This window comes from Deltaproteobacteria bacterium, from assembly GCA_016930875.1.
Classification (GTDB): domain Bacteria; phylum Desulfobacterota; class Desulfobacteria; order Desulfobacterales.
This window is the reverse complement of sequence record JAFGFW010000095.1, coordinates 1-20,015: the sequence shown is the minus strand read 5'-3', so window position 1 is coordinate 20,015 and position 20,015 is coordinate 1. Positions and strand designations below refer to the sequence as shown.

17 protein-coding genes are annotated in these 20,015 nt (G+C 50.7%); 16 read left to right on the top strand and 1 reads right to left on the bottom strand.

Annotated features, from left to right (window positions below):
• Positions 1-15: 15 nt before the first annotated feature.
• The 7 genes from JW883_08940 to JW883_08910 all read left to right on the top strand — a co-directional run bounded on the left by JW883_08940 (position 16) and on the right by JW883_08910 (position 10,228).
• Positions 16-2,571, top strand: a complete 2,556-nt coding sequence (locus JW883_08940) for an N-6 DNA methylase (protein MBN1842387.1) — start codon at positions 16-18, stop codon at positions 2,569-2,571.
• Entirely contained in the window at positions 2,571-3,086 is a 516-nt protein-coding gene (locus tag JW883_08935) for a PIN domain-containing protein (protein MBN1842386.1), read from the top strand. Before JW883_08940 ends, JW883_08935 begins: the two co-directional genes overlap by 1 nt.
• A 42-nt stretch (positions 3,087-3,128) precedes the next feature.
• Positions 3,129-5,156 carry a site-specific DNA-methyltransferase gene (locus JW883_08930; protein ID MBN1842385.1) on the top strand — a complete coding sequence of 676 codons (2,028 nt, stop codon included), beginning with the start codon at positions 3,129-3,131 and terminating at the stop codon, positions 5,154-5,156.
• 231 nt (positions 5,157-5,387) lie between these two features.
• Positions 5,388-8,789 carry a DEAD/DEAH box helicase family protein gene (locus JW883_08925; protein ID MBN1842384.1) on the top strand — a complete coding sequence of 1,134 codons (3,402 nt, stop codon included), beginning with the start codon at positions 5,388-5,390 and terminating at the stop codon, positions 8,787-8,789.
• 352 nt (positions 8,790-9,141) lie between these two features.
• A complete protein-coding gene (locus JW883_08920; GenBank protein MBN1842383.1) occupies positions 9,142-9,486 on the top strand; it encodes a hypothetical protein in 345 nt (114 codons plus the stop codon).
• Between the two features lie 9 nt (positions 9,487-9,495).
• Positions 9,496-9,771 carry a hypothetical protein gene (locus JW883_08915; GenBank protein ID MBN1842382.1) on the top strand — a complete coding sequence of 92 codons (276 nt, stop codon included), beginning with the start codon at positions 9,496-9,498 and terminating at the stop codon, positions 9,769-9,771.
• Positions 9,772-9,943: 172 nt separating this feature from the next.
• Positions 9,944-10,228, top strand: coding sequence for a hypothetical protein (locus JW883_08910; protein ID MBN1842381.1), 285 nt, complete (start codon positions 9,944-9,946; stop codon positions 10,226-10,228).
• 22 nt (positions 10,229-10,250) lie between these two features.
• Here the strand turns inward: JW883_08910 and JW883_08905 are convergent, their stop codons facing one another.
• Complete coding sequence (locus JW883_08905) at positions 10,251-10,787, bottom strand: hypothetical protein (protein ID MBN1842380.1); 537 nt, start codon at positions 10,785-10,787, stop codon at positions 10,251-10,253.
• A 310-nt stretch (positions 10,788-11,097) separates the two neighbouring features.
• On the opposite strand from JW883_08905, the gene JW883_08900 reads away from it, so the two are divergent.
• The 9 genes from JW883_08900 to JW883_08860 form a co-directional block, all read left to right on the top strand.
• Positions 11,098-11,544: an Hsp20/alpha crystallin family protein gene (locus JW883_08900; protein ID MBN1842379.1), complete on the top strand. Its 447-nt coding sequence runs from the start codon at positions 11,098-11,100 to the stop codon at positions 11,542-11,544.
• A gap of 24 nt (positions 11,545-11,568) precedes the next feature.
• Positions 11,569-13,932, top strand: a complete 2,364-nt coding sequence (gene lon, locus JW883_08895; GenBank protein ID MBN1842378.1) for an endopeptidase La — start codon at positions 11,569-11,571, stop codon at positions 13,930-13,932.
• 157 nt (positions 13,933-14,089) lie between these two features.
• Positions 14,090-14,542 carry a biotin/lipoyl-binding protein gene (locus tag JW883_08890; protein MBN1842377.1) on the top strand — a complete coding sequence of 151 codons (453 nt, stop codon included), beginning with the start codon at positions 14,090-14,092 and terminating at the stop codon, positions 14,540-14,542.
• 35 nt (positions 14,543-14,577) lie between these two features.
• The gene (locus JW883_08885) at positions 14,578-16,128 is read left to right on the top strand and encodes a methylmalonyl-CoA carboxyltransferase (GenBank protein MBN1842376.1); all 1,551 of its coding nucleotides are present in this window, start codon (positions 14,578-14,580) and stop codon (positions 16,126-16,128) included.
• Between the two features lie 17 nt (positions 16,129-16,145).
• The gene (locus tag JW883_08880) at positions 16,146-17,822 is read left to right on the top strand and encodes a methylmalonyl-CoA mutase family protein (protein ID MBN1842375.1); all 1,677 of its coding nucleotides are present in this window, start codon (positions 16,146-16,148) and stop codon (positions 17,820-17,822) included.
• Positions 17,823-17,840: 18 nt separating this feature from the next.
• On the top strand, positions 17,841-18,236 hold the full coding sequence (locus tag JW883_08875; protein ID MBN1842374.1) for a cobalamin B12-binding domain-containing protein: 396 nt from the start codon (positions 17,841-17,843) through the stop codon (positions 18,234-18,236).
• A gap of 57 nt (positions 18,237-18,293) precedes the next feature.
• Entirely contained in the window at positions 18,294-19,070 is a 777-nt protein-coding gene (locus JW883_08870) for a septal ring lytic transglycosylase RlpA family protein (protein MBN1842373.1), read from the top strand.
• Positions 19,071-19,104: 34 nt separating this feature from the next.
• Positions 19,105-19,683 carry a D-glycero-beta-D-manno-heptose 1,7-bisphosphate 7-phosphatase gene (gene gmhB, locus JW883_08865; protein ID MBN1842372.1) on the top strand — a complete coding sequence of 193 codons (579 nt, stop codon included), beginning with the start codon at positions 19,105-19,107 and terminating at the stop codon, positions 19,681-19,683.
• 140 nt (positions 19,684-19,823) lie between these two features.
• Positions 19,824-20,015: hypothetical protein (locus JW883_08860; protein ID MBN1842371.1), on the top strand; the 192-nt coding region annotated here is incomplete at its 3' end.

Genomic DNA, 20,015 nt, shown 5'->3' with positions numbered 1-20,015 from the left:
CTTCGGGAGAAAAGTATGAGCCCAAAGGCCATGAATGTCTTACATACAGTCCGTAATGAGCTAACCAGCTTAGGTTATTTGAAAAACTTGTTACAGGAAGATTATGTCTTCGATGATGCATCTACTTCTGAAATGCGTGACCTTGAGGTTCCGTTGGCAGCATTTGCCCAATGGCCGCCGTCCTACCGCAATGCCTGCATCGGGGTATTGACTGCAAATGGCCAATCGGGTCCGAACCATGTTTCAGGCTATCAAAGCCTGGGTGCTCCCATGTTCTTTGAGGTTTTTAATGATCGTCTCGACCGGTACCGCATCGAATCCACGGGCAGAGCCGTGTATTTGGAAACCATCCCAGCTATAGATATTCACCGAGCGTTTCAGGCTAACAGTAAAACGTGGAGTCCTGACGCAATTTTTCGTGCCAAAGCCATTACGCCGTTTGAAGGGGCAATTCAGCTCGATTTTGTTGATATAGGTCTTCTGCCTGCTTTGAAGGGCATGATCCATGATAAGTTGGATCGCCTGTTGAGGGATATACTCCACGAAGCCATCATTACTTATGAAAGCAATACCTCTGGTGTCAAGCCTGATGAGGCTTTGCTCTTTCGGCTGGTTTTTCGTTTCCTTGCAGCCAAGATTTTTGACAATAGGAAACACCCCGGCGATTGGTCTGCTAATAATGCAAATACCATCATAGATGCGATCCAAAAGTTTTACGGATTCGCAACTCCGGAGACGCAACGGATACTTGAGGAGCCGAATACGCAGCAGATAGTTTGGGACAGGTTTCGGGCCGCCTTCAATTTTCAAAACCTTTCTGTGGAAGATTTGGCCTTCATTTACGAAAATACTTTGATACGAAAGGAAACCCGGAAAGAATTTGGCATACACAGTACGCCGTCCACCGTAGCCGGGCTCATTGTAGACCGCCTTCCTTTTGAATCACTCCCTCAGGGTAAACGTCACGTTCTGGAGCCTTGTGCAGGCCATGGAGTCTTTTTGGTTGCTGCCCTGCGTCGGCTTCGGGAGTTATTGCCTTCTTCATGGACTGACCAGCAAAGACACAAGTACCTGAAAGATCGATTAACCGCTATAGAGGTTGACACCTTTGCCGCTGAGGTCTGCCGTTTATCTCTCATGTTAGCCGATTATCCCAATCCGGACGGATGGCAAATAAAATCTCAAGATATCTTCGGCACTGATGTTCTGGAAAGGCAATTACAAAATGCGCAAATAATCCTCTGCAATCCCCCGTTTGAAGACTTTAGATTGCAAGAAAGAAATCGGTACGGCGACAGAATACAGAGTACTCATAAACCTTACGAAATTCTTCGAAGAGTGTTGGAACAGCCTCCGGAAATGCTCGGGTTTGTGTTGCCGAAGTCGGCCATAGTAGGAGCGAAATATAGAGATATCCAGGATCATATTGCCCGCACTTACAAGCACATAGAGTCCATAGCCCTACCTGATCGCATCTTCGCGCATTCAGATCAAGAAACTATGCTAGTTTTAGCATCGGAACGTAATAAGTCCAGAAGGTCAATTGTATCTACCAGGACCTTTTGGGTTCGTGAAAACCACAGGCGAGCTTTTCTTCAAACAGGCTTGCTGCCCGAAGGGGTAGGCAAGGTCGTAAATAGATCCGCAAATCTGGGGCATATTTCCTTGGCTAATGTTCCACTTTCAGATGTTTGGGATTACCTCAAAGGTTATCCTAATCTAAAAAACATCGCTGAAATTCACAGAGGTATTGAGTGGAATATTCCACTCAAGGAAAATAGGAGCATTTTAATATCATCTGAGCCCAAGCCTGGGTTCAAAAAGGGACTAGACGTGGTCCCGGGGAAAATAGAACCTTACTATGCCTCAGAATTCGTATATCTTAATATGGAAGAGAGGTATCGCCGCACAAATGCCCATTCGTTTCCATGGGAAAAGCCGAAGGTCATCTCCAATAGACATGCTATTAGCAGAGGTCCTTGGCGTATTGTCGGATTTCCGGATTCGAGTGGTTTAGTTTGTCGTGAAAACTTCATTGCGATTTGGCCCAAAGCGCCAGTGTTGACTGAAACCATATCAGCTCTTATTAATTGTCCTTTGGTCAACGCGGCACTTTTCTTCCGAGAGGAAAAGCGACGCAATCGCAATACTACGCTAAGGGAGATTCCTATCCCATTCCCGGAAGCCATCGAGAACGACAAAATTGCTCATCTCATTAAGCGCTACACTGAGCTCAGATCGGAAATTGAGAAATATCCCGACAAACAGACCACTGTCCACGACTGCATCAAAACTCTGATGGAAATCGATGCTTTGATCTTGAAAGCTTACGACCTCCCTCCAAGACTTGAACGAAAGTTGCTTGACTTTTTCAGGGAATATCCTCGACCAGTTCCATTTGATTTTCCCGACTTTTATCCCGAGGATTTTGCCCCCTGTATTCCATTGCACAAATATCTTGAAATGGATTTGAAACAGGCCAGTGCTGGAGAGCTGCTAAAGAGAATAACTCCCTTTGATTCCGAAGATATTCACGAATTTGTCATGGACCTTGAGGAAAGACAAGCCTGATGAATGGCTACCTATTGGATACCACTGCCGTCAGCATTCTATGGGATGCTCGGCATCCAGATCGCGAAAGGATAAACGCGTTTCTTCAAAATATCTCATTGTCCCCCTTCTGGATTTCTATTGTCGTGTTGGCAGAGGTAGAATACGGCCTGAAAATAGCTCCTAAAATGGACATAAGTCGGCAAAATGACGTTAGGAAGGAAATGGGCCAATTTCCCTTTGTGCTTGATCTCGATAAGCACACAGTGGGCCCTTATTCAGATCTTCGAGCAGCGTTATTTAAGAAGTATGCGCCCAAGGACCCCAAGGGAAGGGTGGCCAAGAGAAAGAGGCGACCGGAAGATCTTGTCGATCGAACAACGGCCAAGGAGCTGGGTGTTCAAGAAAATGATATCTGGATAGCTGCCCAGGCAATTCAATACAACTTAATCCTGGTTACCCAGGATCGTATGTCTCGAATTGCGGAAGTCTCGTCTACTTTGTCCTACCCTCTTCAAATTGCTGCTTGGAAATAGGTGTCTAAAGAGCCTTATATGTTATTTTCGCGGAGAGACTACATGACTAACAACATCCGATGGGGATTGGATAACCCGCATCCTTTTTCGCAGATGAAGACGGAGTTGATTTGGGAGGGCAAGTATGACGAGTACGGCAACCGCCGGACGCTGGATATCGCCGGGTGTGCCATGCCGCTTCAGAAGATCGAGACGATTGATGAACCTGCTTCCCGCGCAGCGGTTCAGGGTGACTTGTTTGACCCGCTCAAGGCACATCGCGACGACTTCCGCAACATGCTGATTTGGGGCGACAACAAGCTGGTGATGGCAAGCATGCTGAAAGAGTTTAAGGGCAAGATCGACTTGATCTATATTGACCCGCCGTTTGATGTGGGGGCGGATTTTACGATGGATGTGCCTCTCGGGGACAGGAGGGAGACTATTGGCAAGGATCAATCCGCCCTTGAGATGGTTGCATACCGGGATATGTGGGGGAGGGGAACGGACTCATATCTGCACATGATGAATGATCGCCTGATCTTGATGCGGGAACTTCTTAGTGAACGAGGTAGCTTCTATTTGCACTGTGACTGGCACACGGGCCACAGTCTAAAGCTTCTAATGGACGAAGTTTTTGGGGCCGACAAATTTCATAATCAAATCACATGGAAGCGGAGTACTCCACGCGGAAATGCCGGGAAGCGATTCCCTGAATTGACTGACTATCTTTTGTTCTATACGAAAGCCGACGACTACATTTGGAACGACCAGTATGTGCCATATCGAAAAGAATACATCAAGAAATACTACTGCCAGATAGAGAAGGGCACAGGGCGTCTCTTTCAGCCGACAAGCCTTCTAGGGCACACTGGCGTCAACCCGGTCTATGCATGGCGCGGCCTAAACAAGCCGTGGCGATATCCGAGACATCGGATAGAGGAACTTGACGCAGCTGGGAGGCTTTATTGGCCTGAAGGAGGTGGTATACCGAGATTGAAGCGCTACCTCGACCAGCAAAAGGGGGTGCCACTTCAATCGCTGTGGGATGACATTCCCCCTGTTAATTCACAGGCCCTGGAAGACACCCAGTTTGCCACACAGAAACCAGAGGCCTTTCTGGAGAGGATTATAAAGGGATCCTCCAACGAAGGCGACCTCATAGCCGACTTCTTCTGTGGAAGCGGCACAACCGGCGCAGTGGCTGAAAAACTTGGCCGCCGCTGGATCATGTGCGACCTTGGGCGATTTGCCATACACACCAGCCGGAAACGCTTGATTGAGGCTCAACGAACACTGCATAACTCAAACAAGCAATACCGCTCATTCGATGTCTATAACCTTGGCCGCTATGAGCGGCAGTGGTGGCAGAAGGAGCGGCTCAAAGGGGCCGATGAGGAACACCGCCGCGTAGTGATGGAATTCTACAAGGCGGAGCCGCTGCCCAATGCCACAGGCTTGCTGCACGGGCGCAAGGGACAAGCCTTTGTGCATGTGGACGGTATTGACAGCATCTTCACACGCGACGAGGTGCGGGCCGTGGTAAAGGCGGCGCGGGAAGCCGGGGCCAGGGAGGTGCATTGCCTTGCATGGGAATTTGAGATGGACCTTCGTTTGGTATGCCATGAGCTGGAGGCAGCGGAAGGCCTTAAGATAAAGCTTATTCCGATTCCCCGCGAGATCATGGAGAAGAACAGGACGAATCCGCCGCCGTTTCTTGAGGTCGCCGTTTTAGAGGCTGAACCGGTGTATAGAAAGAAAGGCAAGAAGCGCGTTGTGGACATAAAGCTCACCAGGTTCCTGCCGAGCCTTGCTGAAGTGCCGAGCAAGGAGTTGGAAGCCTTGAAGGAACGGGCTATAAAGAGCGGATTTGATTTTATCGACTTCTGGGCCGTGGACTTTGACTGGCGCGATGGCAAGCCATTTGAGCATCACTGGCAGGATTACCGGACGCGAAAGGACCGTTCTCTAAAGACGGTCAGTGACTTCGGGTATGACAAATATCCAAAGAAGGGCGTCTACACCGCCTGCGTGAAAGTGATCGACGTGTTTGGCTGCGACACCAGCATCACGGTGGAGATCTCTATTTAGAACCGGCATGCCAAGCGACGCTGTTCGGTAAAAGCAAAGCGCTGAAAATATCGCGGAAATACTTAAAGTGGAATATTAAAGGCGATAATTAGCAATAAAATCAATAAAAAAACAATAAGAAATCGGGCGTCAATAATAGTAAAATAAATATTATCAATAAGTTGTCCTTTTGTTAATTCCCGACTGTTAACAGGGAAAAGCAATAAAAACTAATAAAACGAGAGTTATCTTATGACCAGCCCCATCATCAACTCAGCCGCCCTTGAACCCCTGTTTGCACCCCACGAGGAGCCGAACTTTCACAGAGTCCGGGCTGAGAAACCCGGCGATCCGGCTAAGGTAGTGAAGGGGAGAAGGCCGTCATCCATCACTGTAGCAAACAACCTCCGTTCCTTTGTAAAGGCATGGCGTCAGAGTGAATATGCGGGTGCTTCTGATACCACACGAGAGCTTCTCTTTCACTGGTTCGAGCGGGATCACATGATTGAAACGCCCACGAAAGAACGCATTCCGTTCAGCTACTACTTCTGCCAGCGGGAGGCCATTGAGTCCCTGATCTATCTATGGGAGGTCCGGGGACTGAGAAGCCTTTCCAATATCATTTCAGAATTTGGAGGGGACGACCGCGAAACAGCGGCCCTTGGCGTCAACCCGGACGAAGACCGTTGGGCCAGGTATGCATTCAAATTGGCCACAGGTACGGGGAAGACGAAAGTTATGAGCCTGGCCATCGCGTGGAGTTACTTTCATGCCCTTTGTGAAAGCGACTCTCCCATGGCCAGACACTTTGTGGTCATTGCTCCTAACCTGACGGTCTTTGAGCGACTCAAGGAGGATTTCGGAAACGGCGTTATTTTCGACAAAGACCCTCTTATCCCTGTGGCCTGGCGGGGTGACTGGAACCTTTCCGTGGTTTTACAGGGCGAGGCGGCAGGCGCGGCAACGGGCGGGACCCTGTATCTTACAAACATTCACCGGCTCTATGACATCAGCAAACGCAGGACAAAAAAGGAAGATGAGACCTACGAATGGATGGGACCTCCTGTGTCCAAAGCAACCGCCCTCGATACAGGCAAGGAACTGCGGAAACGGATCACTGCCCATGACCGGGTTATAGTGCTCAATGACGAGGCCCATCACCTCTGGGACCCCGGATCTGCATGGAACGAGGCGATAAGTTTTCTTCATCAAGAAATCCGGAATAAAACCGAAGGCGGTCTCTGCGCTCAATTAGACTTTTCGGCCACCCCCAAGGACAATCACGGAAATATCTTCCAGCATGTGATATGCGACTCGCCGTTAGGCGAAGCGGTTGACGGAGGCATCGTTAAGATTCCCATCATCGGCCGCGGCGAGGGATTAAGCGAGAGGCCGAGCAAAGACGCATCCGAGCGATTCGAGCAACACCTGATGATGGGCTATCAGAGATGGCTCAAATCCAGGGAGGAATGGGATAAGAGCGAAAAAAAGCCCCTGCTTTTTGTCATGACCGAAGACACGGAGGCCGCTGACCAGATCACGAGGCGACTGGATACTGATCCCCAGTTTGCCGAACTGAACGGGAGGACCATCAACCTCCACACGAACCTCAAGGGAAGGATCAAATGGATCGGCGGGAAAAAGAAGGGCTATCCGGTTTTTTTAGAAAGCGAGAAGGAGATCAGCGAAGATGACCTGAGGGCGCTCCGCGATCTCTCCCGTGATCTCGATTCCGGCAGAAGCCCCTATCAGTGCATCGTGTCGGTCCTCATGCTTCGCGAGGGCTGGGACGTGCGCAACGTCACGACGATTGTCCCGCTTCGCGCCTATACATCCAAGGCAAACATCCTTCCGGAACAGACCCTTGGCCGGGGCTTGCGGCGCATGACCCCGACCGGAGGCGCTGCTGAACTCGTTACGGTTGTTGAACACAATGCCTTTATAAGCCTCTACCAACAGGAACTCAGCCAGGAGGGGCTCCCCATTGAGGTCGTGGATGTTGACAAGGTGCCGAAGAGCACGGTGACCATATTCCCGGACAGGGAGAACAAGGATGTCAAGAGGCTTGATGTGGTTCTGCCCGCAGTCTCCGTGGGCTATACGCGCACACCGAAGCTGGAAAACCTGGCTATCGGGGATATTCGCAAGGAGTTTTCAAAATATAGCCCCTTGCCCCTTGGCAACAAGCGGGCAGAGGAGATCCAATACGAGGGGCGACACCTCTTCACCAATGAGATCGTGGAAAAGATGAATATCCGGTTGCCGCTCTTAGAAAGCGGAATCGGCGCGGTCTCCTATTACCGTGAAGAGCTTGAACACATCGCAGGGCTTCGAGGCACTCACAAGGTCCTGGCTCCTCTTCTTGAGACCTTCATAACAGAGATACTCTTTGAGGAAAGGGTCACCCTGTTCGATCCACGCCTTTTGAGCCGGCTTGCGGACAGCGATGTGAGAGAACATATCAGGGCCGCCTTTGTGCCGTTGATTCTCGCCCGGACGACCGTCAAGGAAGAGCGTAAGCCATTAGGCGAAGGCGTATCTGTATCCGGATGGAAACCTTTTCAGGTCTCGCATTCCGAGAACCACCCGGCCATTCCCGCACAACATACCCTTTTCAATCTTGTAACCTGCAACCGCGAGTTTGAGATTGCAATGAGCCAGTTCCTGGATCATGCCCCGGATGTGAAAGCATTTTGCAAGAATGCCGGACCTCAGGCCCTTCGTATAGATTACCTCTCGCAAAAGAGAAGGCTCGCCCTGTATACGCCGGATTTCATGGCCCGGTTGAACCGGAATGATTATGCCCTGATCGAGACAAAGGGACGTGAAGACAGGGATGTTTCCTTAAAGGCACGGGCTGCAGTGGCTTGGTGCGAAGCAGCATCAAAAGAAAAGGAGAAATGGGCATACACCTATGTCCCGCAAGCAGTCTTCGAGGATCTCAGTGACAACAAGCTGAAGACGCTCATGCGAATGTGCAAGCCATCCCTGCGGCAGTTATTGGATGAGACAATGAGTCCGCAATTGAGTCTGCCCTTTGGGGAACCTGAACCGGGGGGAGAGAGTCAAATTTCGGTGTTCCTTTCCATAAAGAGCTTTAAGGAACTTCCTTCCCGCTATCAGAAGGCTGTAGAGCAGGCAGTGGCTTTATACCATTTTTTGAAGAATAAGAACGAGGTATCCTTCGCTCCTGTGTTTACACCACTTCTTGGCCCATTGGATGAGGCTGCCAGGGGTATGATCCTGCGGGAGCTCAAGGATGTTATTCCGGCGGAGCGCTCCGAACAGTACTCCTTTTTCCATCCCGATCTGACTGATTTGCCTACGGGGGAGGCAAACTACCATAAGCGGCAGGCTACAAACCTGGAAAGGACTCTGATGGATCAGAACGGCTTGATGCCAATAGGTCTTTTGCGCTGGTGTCTCGATTATGTGCGGACCACCCGGAGAAAGATCGGAGGTATCTTTGAGCTTCTGCGCATCCGCTTCGACGACGTATCGAAAAGCGATTTGTATTCCGTGATAGATGCTATTTACAGCTTCCGAAATGAATACGTGGCCCATCAGGATCGTGAACTAAGTGATTCGGAACTTGCAAAAGAGGCACTCCAAGAATGGGCCAGAGGCCTTTATCGGATGTGGAGTTGCCGTTGAGGAGGCCGGTTTTTCGATGAAAATATTGAAGAGAACGAATCGTTTTTATCACACAAGGGCGGAAGGATATCCACAAATCAGGGTATATCAGAAGAAGGGGGCAGGGAAGAGAATGCCTCGATATCTTTTGAAATGCGGTTGTTGCGACGAGAAGCTGGGAGATAATAGGGGATGTCTGTGAAATATTGACATTTGAGTTGAACCCGGGCCAAACAACACGTTTTCACCGAAAGGGAACTCGACTCATCATCAATTACGACATCAGAACTTAAAAGATTTCTTGAGCAGCTAAAGGGGATGGGCTGGGACCATATTGATGGTGATGAGGTAGACGGGGTATGATGAGGTTTCTATGAGTCTGAGCCAACCATGCACAAGCGAGCAGTTGCCGCTTTTTGAGGACAAACGGGTCTTGCTTAACCGGGGTATATTGGAATTGACAAGGCTGGACCTGGAAGAGGCAAAAGGGTCGTTTGAGCGTTACAAGGCGCTGTATCGCCGTGAAGAGGATGTTCATGCTGAGCTAAAGCTTACTGATTTCCTGATGAAGGGTTTTGCCGGCGCGCCGGAAGCTTGTCCTGATGAGCCTTCCTACTTGTGTGGGTTTTGGACATCTTTTGAAGAATATGTGCAGTCAGTAGGTTTTAGATGTGAAAATATTGTTGCGGACATCAAGAGATCCTTTTTTCTGACTTAAATCCAGGGCTTGTTTGGACCTAAGATCCTAAAGCTCAATGAAGGTATCAAAGAATTCGTGGATGAATATCTGGGCTTGCGCAAAGCATTTTTCAAGGAACCAACACTTGAGTTAAGGGCCAAGCTCTTTTTTAGGGCCATCATTCTTTGTGATAACGAGCCACTTCTGAGATTCATAAAGAGGATCAATTTCATTGATGTTCGCAGGAATATGAAGGAGTTTAATGGCGTTCTTTTTTCTCGATATCTTAAGCGTGTTGAGGCCCGGTGCTTTACATCGGCGTAGTTCTGAATGTTGACAGTCTCGTAAAAAGTCGAAAAACACCTCTTTCTGTCATTCCGGCGGAAGCCGGAATCGAGTTTATTCAGCTAGTTACAAAGGCTCTGGACTCCGGTTTTCACCGGAGTGACGACTTTTTACGACTTCATCAATGTTTGCTTTTGAAAGGAGAAGGATTTTGGCTTCAGATGTCAATGACATTACAGTAAATTACGAAGAAGGCGATATGGTTGTCGTCAAGGAACTGGACAAATCAGTCCTTTCCAAAGGCGCATGGACGACAATTATTTTCAGGTACCAGGAATGGGATCGAAAGAAAGAAGGGTACGGTCCGGATCGTTTTACTATTCGCCGGTATCGCAAGTTGAATGGCGAGTACAGACAGCAGTCGAGATTCAATATTTCCAGCAAGGATCAGGCGACGAAGATTATTGGTGCATTGCAGAAGTGGGTGGGGGAGTGATTTTGGCATTTCTGGATGGAAACTAGGTGGCAAGCCGGGTGCGAAAGGCACTTAAGGCCTCTTGCAGCTTTCGCCGCACAAAAGCGCCTTTGTCGCCATTTGTTAGCGCGTCATACACATCAGAGTCGGGTTGAGCTTTCGAGAGTTTTGGGGGGGTTGCTTTGTTCTCGGCTTTCATCTCTTTGAAGCGCTGAACCATTTCAATAAGGGTATATTTTTCTCCGGGGAAACTGGTAAGCCATCCCAATCGACGCATCAATTCAAAGCGCACCTGATCTGCCAAGAAAAGGTGGATATCCACAACCATCATTTGATCTGTAGTCGGAAGATAGTAGAATTTTAGCGCTTCTCCAAGCCCAAGGATGCCCAGGATGAGCTCATAGAAGGCAACAGCAGTCTTCTCTCCAGGCAGGGCTAGTATGTAGAGTGTGCTGTCTGAGAGATCCGCAAGCTTGGTCTTTGCGCCATATGTTTCACCAAAGCGTTTGTGCCAGGCTCGGAAGCCTCTTTGCTCGACTGCCTTGATTCGATACGCTTGAAGATCAACGACTCTAGTCATTTGCGTTTAACCTGGGTCCACCGATGGTCTGCCTTGTATGGTGGACCAAAAAGTATTCGGACTTCACAAGCAACTAACTAACAGATGCCAGCCCATAGGTCAATCGCACCTTTACAAACTGGAAGATAGGATTTATTATTGAAATGTCCGGGTGAGCCCCACTTGGCGAATGTTCTCAATAACCCGGGAATGAAGGCTTTTTGTTTTAGGCGATATCAAACCGCCTGCGGCGGACCAGTTATGCCCGAGCAGCTTGACCAGATGTTTATGATTTAGGGAATACTGGAAGCATGGAACAAAGGAGTTGTTCATGGAGTACATAAAAATACGCTTTGGGAAGGATCTTGGGCAGATGCACGGCAGGCTGCAAAGAACCATAGAGGAGATGTTCCGACAGGTCAACCCCATGCTAGTGCTGCCCCAACAAACGTGGCGTCCTCAGATGGACATGTATGAAACGCCTGAGGAGATTGTAGTCGTGGGAGAGGTTTCCGGGGTGGACAAGGAGGACCTGGAAGTGGAACTTGATCACAAGGCCGTGAAGATAACAGGTGTGAGGCCGGAAATCGCACCTGTTTCAGGCATGAGATACCACCTGGCCGAAATCACCTACGGCAGATTCGAAAGGATTTTGCTCCTGCCCGTGCCCATAAATCCTGAGGAAGTCCAGGCCTCCTATACCAATGGTCTTCTCAAAATCACCATGGCAAAGCGGCCGCGTGAACAGGTTCGTCAGATTCGTATTGAGGGTGAGTAATCCGGAGGATTTGGAGATATTGTCATGACAGCAGCGCAGAATGACCATGATCCACAACAAGGAGACGAGACTTTCAAGATTCCTGAAGTGTTGCCGATCTTGCCGGTTGTGGATCTCACGCTTTTTCCTAAGATGGTCCTTCCCGTTATGGTCGAGGAAGAGGGGTCTCAGAAATTGGTAGATGAGGCCATGGCCAAAGACCGTCTCATCGGAATCGTTGTTTCCAAAGAGAAAGACCTGAAGGCTTCTCACAAATCAGATGCCCTGTATAAGATAGGCACTGCCGCCTTAATCCTAAAGATGGCAAAACCTGAGGACCACGTGACGCAACTCCTTGTGCAGGGTGTAAGCCGGTTTCGCATCGAGAGATTCACCACCGACGAGCCATATCTTAGCGCGAGAATTGAACCTATCTCCGAAGAAACCGTCAAAGATATCGAAGTAGATGCGATGATGAGCAACCTCGTTGGCCTCTACCAAAAAGTCCTGGAGTTTTCTCCTTACCTTCCAAGGGAGCTGGGGGCCCTTTCAAGATCCCTGGATGAAGGTGGGATGCTAGCGGACCTCATTGCCTCAAGCCTGAACATAGGTAAAGACAAGAAGCAAAAGATCCTTGAGGCTGTGGACATAAAGAAACGCCTAAAAGAGGTGACACGGCTGATCAACCAGGAGCTTCAGGTCCTTGAGTTGGGACATAAGATTCAATCTCAGGTCAAGCAGGACATGGACAAGACCCAGAGGGAGTTTTACTTGCGACAACAGCTTAAGGCCATAAAGGAAGAGCTGGGTGAACAGGATGAAAGCAAGGTAGAGGTGGAGGACTATAAGACCAAGATTGCCGAGAAGAATCTTCCCGAGGAAGCCAGGAAGGAGGCGGAGCGCGAACTGGGACGCCTGAAGCGAATGCATCCGTCTTCAGCCGAGTACACTGTGGCTTCCACGTACCTGGACTGGATCGTTGCCCTTCCCTGGAACGAAAGCACCGAAGACATGCTGGACATAAAGAAGGCCCAGACCATATTGGACCAAGACCATTACGACCTGCAAAAAGTGAAGAAGCGTATCGTCGAATACCTTGCAGTTCGTAAACTCAAGCCTGACTCCAAGGGCCCTATCCTCTGCTTTGTGGGACCGCCGGGCACAGGCAAGACCTCCCTGGGCCGTTCGATTGCCAGGGCCCTGGGGAGGAAGTTTGTCCGGCTGTCGCTGGGAGGCGTGCGAGATGAGGCTGAAATACGCGGTCATCGTCGGACCTATGTGGGGGCACTGCCCGGCCGTATCATCCAGGGAATCAGACGGGCCGAGAGCAATAATCCTGTTTTCATGTTGGACGAGATCGACAAAGTGGGAGCCGATTTTCGCGGTGACCCCTCTGCGGCCCTCCTGGAGGTCCTTGATCCAGAGCAAAACTACACCTTTTCCGATCACTACCTCGATGTTGCCTTTGACCTTTCCAAGGTGATGTTCATCACGACTGCCAACATCCTGGATACTGTTCCCCCGGCCCTTAGAGACCGCATGGAGGTGTTAGATCTTCCCGGTTATACGGATGACGAAAAGGTAAAGATCGCTCAACGCTACCTCATCCCCCGCCAGTTGGAGGCCCACGGTATCACAGTGGAACAGCTCACGATTACTGCAGACGCTATCCGGCGGGTGATATCGGGGTATACGCGGGAAGCCGGTTTAAGGAACCTCGAACGGGAGATAGCGACCGTCTGTCGTGGTGTGGCTTGTGTGATAGCAGAAGGATACAAAAAGGCCACACACGCCAAAGCAAAGGATTTGCATAAATTCTTAGGACCTGTGCGGTTCCGTTCCGAGGTGAAGGAGCGAACCTCAATCCCAGGTGTGGCAGCAGGGCTGGCCTGGACTCAGGCCGGAGGAGACCTCCTTTTCGTAGAAGCCACCAAGATGAAAGGGAAACACGCCTTGACCCTGACCGGCCAACTCGGCGATGTCATGAAGGAGTCTGCCACGGCGGCCCTAAGCTTTATCCGTTCTCATACCAAACAGCTTGGCATCCCGGAGGATTTCTATGAAAACCAGGAAATTCATATCCATGTGCCGGCCGGAGCCATTCCCAAGGATGGCCCGTCAGCGGGGGTGACCATGCTGACGGCTCTGGCCTCGCTACTCACGGATAGGGCTGTGGTGAGCGACCTGGCCATGACGGGCGAGATCACCTTAAGGGGCCAGGTCCTTCCTGTGGGGGGCATCAAGGAAAAAGTCCTTGCCGCTCACAGGGCCGGAATAAAGCGGATCATATTGCCAAATTGGAACGAAAAAGACCTTGAAGATGTCCCCAAGAAGGTGCGCAAAGCTATTCGATTCCATTTTGTGGAGACCATGGATGATGTCTTGAGGACTGCCCTGCCTGAGAAGTAGTTGAAGCTTCGTGTTTGAGAGCTTTTCGGCAACTACCATACTTTTCCCTTGCAAAATTTGGCGGTTATAGTAAAGAATTCAAGGGTGTCCGGGTGTTGCCGACACCCTTTTTCTATGACCATTATGAAAATGGAAAAAACGGAGAACTTCTAAGAATATGAAGAAATTTGAGCTAACCGTTGAGGGAAGAGAGTATAAGATTGATATTGAGAAATTTGACGGTAAGCAGGCTGTGGTGAAGGTGGATGGCAAGCCCTATGAAATCGACGTAAAAAAGGCAGCAGAAGCAGTCGTTGCCCCTCGCGTGGCCCCACCCTTTCCAGGTGTTCCACAAGACAGGGGGCCGGCAACCCCTGAACCGTTCCTGGCGCCTGTGGCCTCGGTTCGGTCGGGAGGTCAGGTTCTGGCACCCATGCCGGGCCTCATATTGGAGGTTATGGTTTCCGTTGGCGATAGCGTGGCTGCCGGCACGCCTGTGGTCAAGATGGAGGCCATGAAAATGGAAAACGAGATTCCCGCTCCCGCAGACGGGACCGTCAAAGAACTGCGGGTCAAGGCAGGAGATCAAGTGTCAACTGATGATGTTCTTGTGGTGATAGATCAAGGATAGGGTGCGGAAGGCGTAGTTCGTCTTGGAGAAATATCATGACAAATGAAGACAAGATTCAAGCGTTGATTGAAAAGAATGCGGAGGCCGAACTGGGTGGCGGCCAGGACCGGATTGACACCCAGCACAAGAAAGGGAAATGGACAGCGCGGGAGCGGATATACGGGCTTCTGGACAAAGACAGCTTTGAAGAGATCGACAAGTTTGTTCTCCACCAGGCCACAGATTTTGGTCTGGACAAAAAGAGGTTTCCCGGCGACGGAGTTGTGACAGGGTACGGCCGCATCAACGGGCGGTTGGTCTATGTCTTTGCCCAGGACTTTACTATACTGGGCGGCTCCCTGAGCCTTGCAGTAAGTGACAAGATCTGTAAGGTCATGGACCTTGCGCAAAAAAACGGCGCGCCGCTTATCGGCATAAACGATTCAGGAGGCGCTCGTATCCAGGAAGGGGTCTCCAGTCTGGCCGGATACGGGAACATATTCATGCGAAACGTCCTGTCAAGCGGCGTTATCCCGCAGATCTCGGTCATTATGGGACCATGTGCCGGAGGGGCAGTCTACTCCCCAGCCCTGACCGACTTTATTTTTATGGTTGAAAACACCAGCTTTATGTTTATCACAGGTCCCCAGGTCATAAAGACAGTCACCCACGAGGAGGTTACGGCTGAAAAACTGGGCGGCGCCCTCACACATAACACAACAAGCGGCGTTGCACATTTTGCGGGAAAAGACGATCAGGAAGTACTTGCCATGGTTCGTGGTCTCTTGAGCTTCCTGCCTCAGAACTGCCGGGAGAATCCCCCTGCTGTTGAGCCTTCGGACGACCCGACCCGAATCGATATGGGGCTTCGGGAGGTTGTGCCGGATAATCCAAGACAGCCTTACGATATGCGCAAGATTATCCACTCGGTCATGGATAATCATTACTTTTTTGAGGTCCAGCTCAGGTATGCGCCCAATATCATAATCGGCTTTGCCCGCTTAAATGGTATGACCGTGGGGGTGGTGGCTAACCAACCCTCCTTCTTTGCAGGGTGCCTGGACATCAATGCCTCCATCAAGGGCGCCCGGTTCGTTCGATTCTGCGATTGCTTTAACGTTCCGCTTGTTACATTTTGCGACGTACCGGGGTTTCTCCCTGGCACAACTCAGGAATTTGGCGGAATCATAAAACACGGCGCCAAGCTCATCTATGCTTACTGTGAGGCCGTAGTGCCCAAGATTACTGTGGTCACCCGCAAGGCTTATGGTGGGGCATACATCGTGATGTCGAGCAAGCACCTGTGGGGAGATATCAATTATGCTTATCCTTCAGCGGAGATTGCCGTGATGGGGCCGGAGGGGGCGGTGAACATCGTGTTCAAAAAGGAGATAAGCGGGGCAGAAGATCCAGCGGAAAAGGAAGCTGAAATGATCGAAGAATATCGCAGAATTTTTGCCAGTCCGTATCGCGCGGCTGAAAGGGGATTTATCGATGAGATTATCTCGCCGGAGCAGACGCGTCCCAAATTGATCATAGCGCTGGAGTCTCTCAAGAACAAAAAGGATTCCATGCCCCCCAAAAAACACGACAACTTGCCTTTGTAAGGTGCAGAGCTAGTGCGATGTATGATGCAAAGAAACTGAAGGAAATTGAGGAGACGTCTGCCGGCTGGGCCGAGAAGACGGCAGCGCTTGTTGCTAAGCGTCCTGAGCGCAAAGAGACCTTTCAAACCCTTTCAGAAATCCCGCTGGAGCGTCTCTATACACCCCTTTCCGAATCTGACTTAGACTACATGAAGAGCCTTGGATTTCCTGGGAGTTATCCTTACACCCGGGGGGTTCAGCCCACTATGTACCGCGGTCGATTCTGGACAATGCGGCAGTATGCCGGTTTTGCCACTGCAGAGGAGTCGAACAAGCGGTACAAGTATCTGCTTGAGCAGGGACAGACAGGGCTGAGCATCGCCTTTGATCTTCCAACTCAGATTGGATACGATTCGGATCATCCCCTGGCTCAAGGCGAAGTCGGAAAGGTGGGCGTAACCATTGATTCTCTGATGGACGTGGAGACCCTGTTTGACGGCATCCCGCTGGACCGGGTGAGCACCTCGATGACAATCAATGCGCCCGCTGCAGTTTTGCTTGCAATGTACGTGGAAACAGCGGCCAAACAAGGAGTTACTCCCGAAAAACTGAAAGGTACGATTCAGAATGACATCCTAAAAGAGTACGCAGCAAGAGGGACCTACATCTTTCCGCCTGCGCCTTCCATGCGCATTATTACGGATATCTTCAGCTTTTGTTCCCAGCACATTCCCACATGGAATACTATCAGTATCAGCGGATATCACATCAGGGAGGCGGGGTCCACAGCCGTGCAAGAGGTGGCCTTTACCTTGGCCAACGGTATCGCCTATGTAGAGGCAGCCCTCCAGGCGGGCCTAAAGGTGGATGACTTTGCTCCGAGGCTTTCTTTTTTCTTTAATGCCCATATGGACTTTTTTGAAGAGAGCGCCAAGTTCAGGGCGGCTCGGCGCTTGTGGGCGCGGATCATGAAGGAGCGATTCGGTGCCAAGTCCCCCAGGTCTCTGATGCTGCGCTTTCATACGCAGACGGCCGGATGCACACTCACGGCCCAGCAGCCGTACAACAACGTGATGAGAGTCACCCTCCAGGCCCTCTCTGCCGTGCTTGGCGGTACCCAATCTCTTCATACGAATTCCATGGATGAAGCCTTTTCACTTCCTTCGGAAGAGGCCGTTCAAATAGCCCTTAGAACCCAACAGGTTGTTGCTTACGAATCTGGGGTTGCCAATACAGTCGACCCCCTGGGAGGCTCATTTTTTGTCGAGAGGCTGACCGACGAGATTGAGCAGCTGGCGCAGGCCTACCTTGACCAAATTGACGAAAATGGAGGAGCCGTGGCAGCCATTGAACAAGGATTCATCCAGAAAGAGATACAGGAAAGCGCGTATGCTTATCAACGGGCTGTGGAGTCCGGCGACCAGGTAGTGGTTGGGCTCAACAAGTTTCAACAGGAGGAAGCGCCGCCCAGGAACCTCCTGCGTGTGGATCCTGCTGTCGGGGAGTCTCAGGTGGCCAAGCTTAAGCAGGTCAAGGCACGGCGGGACGGTGCTGCCGTGGTTTCGGCCCTTGAAAGGCTCAAGAACTGTGCGCAGGGGACCGATAACTTGATGCCGCATATTATTGAAGCAGTCAGATGCTATGCCAGCCTGGGGGAGATTTGTGATACACTGAGGGAGGTTTTCGGAGAGTACAGGGCGGTGTCGACGTTATAGAGGTGTGAGGGTCAGCCGATGACAAAGAAAAAGATTCGGGTCCTGGCTGCAAAGCCAGGGCTGGACGGTCATGATAGAGGCATCAAAGTCATCTGCTATGCCTTGCGTGATGCCGGCATGGAGGTGATTTACACGGGTTTGCGCCAGACCCCTGAGCAGATCGTCCAGGCAGCCATCCAGGAAGGTGTGGATGTTATTGCCATGAGTGTGCTGTCAGGCGCCCACGATTACCTCTTTCCGAGGGTCATGGAACTTCTAAAGGAGGCTGGCGCGAGCGATATATTGGTCATTGGTGGCGGAATCATCCCCGAAGAAGATATCCCGGGTTTGAAGAAGGCTGGTATAAGGGCCATTTTCGGGCCTGGCACCTCCACAAGCGATACTGTTCGTTTCATAGAAGAAAACGTTAGATAGAACCGCTTCGCGATTCCAAGTGGTCCCGCCGTGGGCGGGGCCTTGTCGAATTGCCCCATGCTTGAGGAAAGAACCGTGCCGTCAAAATTTTTTCCTAAGCACCATACCCTGCCATTTGCATTATATATTTCCCTATTTTTCTTGTTCGGCTGTGCCACGCCGGAAAAAGAACCCCCTTACCTTCCGGGTTATCCCGCCGCGTACAAGATTGGTAAAAAATGGTATCAACCCGCAAAACATGCTCGTGGTTTTCGAGAGCGGGGGGTTGGTTCGTGGTACGGGAAGAAGTTTCACGGCCGAAAGACATCCACCGGCGAGACCTATAACATGTATGGCGTGACGGCTGCGCACAAAACCCTGCCTTTTGGAACTCACGTGAAGGTGCATAACTTAAGGAACGGGAAAAAAATAGTGGTGAGAATAAACGACCGGGGGCCCTTTGTCCGTGGCCGGATCATTGACCTGTCATACGGCGCCGCCAAAAAGATTGGATTGGTGGGCCCGGGAACAGCGCCTGTGGAGATTGTGGCATTGGGGACACCGAAAAAAATGGCGGCAAAGGCCGATGGCAAACCGACTTATGTGCCGGGCAATTACTATGTTGGGGATTTTGCGGTTCAGGTTGGCGCATTCAAAGAGAGGGCTAACGCTCTAAAGATAAAAGACAGACTGGTTCCGGCGTATAAGGACGTCCATATTGTTGCATACGAGAGCAAGGAGGGGACATTCTACAGGGTTCGTGTTGCACGGTGCACAACCCTGGATCAGGCCAGGGAGTACGAAAAAATGCTGGAAGCCGATGGATTCCCGGAGGCCATTGTAGTAGCTCGCTAGGAAGAGGCATTGACATTTTTTCTCAAAAAAAATCATGGAACAATTTCGTAAGTTGAAGACAATTTTTCTGGACAGAGACGGGGTGATCAACCGGGATCGCGCTGACTATGTCAAAAGCGCGCCTGAGTTCGACTGGATACCGGGAAGCCTTGATGCCGTGAAGTTGTTAACCCTTCGCGGGTTCCGCATTGTTGTAATCACTAACCAGTCAGTGATCAATCGAAAAATGCTTAGCGAGGCCGAACTCAGAGAGATACATGAGAAGATGGCAAGGGCCGCAGTCGCCCACGGCGGCAAGATAGAGGCGGTCTATTATTGTCCCCATGTTCCTGAGGACGGCTGCAGTTGCCGAAAGCCGGAACCCGGATTGATCTACCGGGCGCAAGCTGAGCACGGGCTGAACTTGTCTGAGGCGTGCATGATTGGTGACAGTTTCAAAGACATCCAGTGCGCCCGCCGGGCGGGGTGTGGGGCGGCCATACTCGTTCGCACGGGCCATGGTGTGGAGGCCGAACGTCTGTGCCGGGAAGATGGCATGGTCCCGGATTACGTAGCGGATGATCTTCTGGCTGCTGTCAAATGGCTGATTGGTGAAAGCTCATGCAAGGCCTAGATCCGGTAGCGATTATAAAGCTCTATCCTCACAGGACAGGAGCAAACGCAGGAGTGTCTGAACTGACCACAGTAACTGCAGAACCGATCCTGAACTTTATCGACAAACAGAACTGGAGCAGATTTTGAAAGAAATTCAAATTGGCACATATTGTCTACTTCACCGGACAAACAACTGAAGTTTTTCTGGCATCTCGTGGTCTGCTTCAGGATTTCGTCAGGTATCTTGTAATTCACCATCTTGAGTTCAATATGACTTTGCAACGAAGCTCAAATCCCATAACGGGTGTACAGTTGATTCCTGGTAGGACATGTGCAGTATTCAGAATCACC

Excerpts from the sequence above, each read along its gene's own strand:
- JW883_08885 (MBN1842376.1), top strand. The coding sequence starts at position 14,578 with ATGACAAATGAAGACAAGATTCAAGCGTTGATTGAAAAGAATGCGGAG.
- JW883_08930 (MBN1842385.1), top strand. The coding sequence starts at position 3,129 with ATGACTAACAACATCCGATGGGGATTGGATAACCCGCATCCTTTTTCG.
- JW883_08940 (MBN1842387.1), top strand. The coding sequence starts at position 16 with ATGAGCCCAAAGGCCATGAATGTCTTACATACAGTCCGTAATGAGCTA.
- JW883_08905 (MBN1842380.1), bottom strand. The coding sequence starts at position 10,787 with ATGACTAGAGTCGTTGATCTTCAAGCGTATCGAATCAAGGCAGTCGAG.
- JW883_08880 (MBN1842375.1), top strand. The coding sequence starts at position 16,146 with ATGTATGATGCAAAGAAACTGAAGGAAATTGAGGAGACGTCTGCCGGC.
- gmhB (MBN1842372.1), top strand. The coding sequence starts at position 19,105 with ATGGAACAATTTCGTAAGTTGAAGACAATTTTTCTGGACAGAGACGGG.
- JW883_08875 (MBN1842374.1), top strand. The coding sequence starts at position 17,841 with ATGACAAAGAAAAAGATTCGGGTCCTGGCTGCAAAGCCAGGGCTGGAC.
- JW883_08870 (MBN1842373.1), top strand. The coding sequence starts at position 18,294 with ATGCTTGAGGAAAGAACCGTGCCGTCAAAATTTTTTCCTAAGCACCAT.
- lon (MBN1842378.1), top strand. The coding sequence starts at position 11,569 with ATGACAGCAGCGCAGAATGACCATGATCCACAACAAGGAGACGAGACT.
- JW883_08925 (MBN1842384.1), top strand. The coding sequence starts at position 5,388 with ATGACCAGCCCCATCATCAACTCAGCCGCCCTTGAACCCCTGTTTGCA.
- JW883_08920 (MBN1842383.1), top strand. The coding sequence starts at position 9,142 with ATGAGTCTGAGCCAACCATGCACAAGCGAGCAGTTGCCGCTTTTTGAG.
- JW883_08900 (MBN1842379.1), top strand. The coding sequence starts at position 11,098 with ATGGAGTACATAAAAATACGCTTTGGGAAGGATCTTGGGCAGATGCAC.
- JW883_08890 (MBN1842377.1), top strand. The coding sequence starts at position 14,090 with ATGAAGAAATTTGAGCTAACCGTTGAGGGAAGAGAGTATAAGATTGAT.
- JW883_08935 (MBN1842386.1), top strand. The coding sequence starts at position 2,571 with ATGAATGGCTACCTATTGGATACCACTGCCGTCAGCATTCTATGGGAT.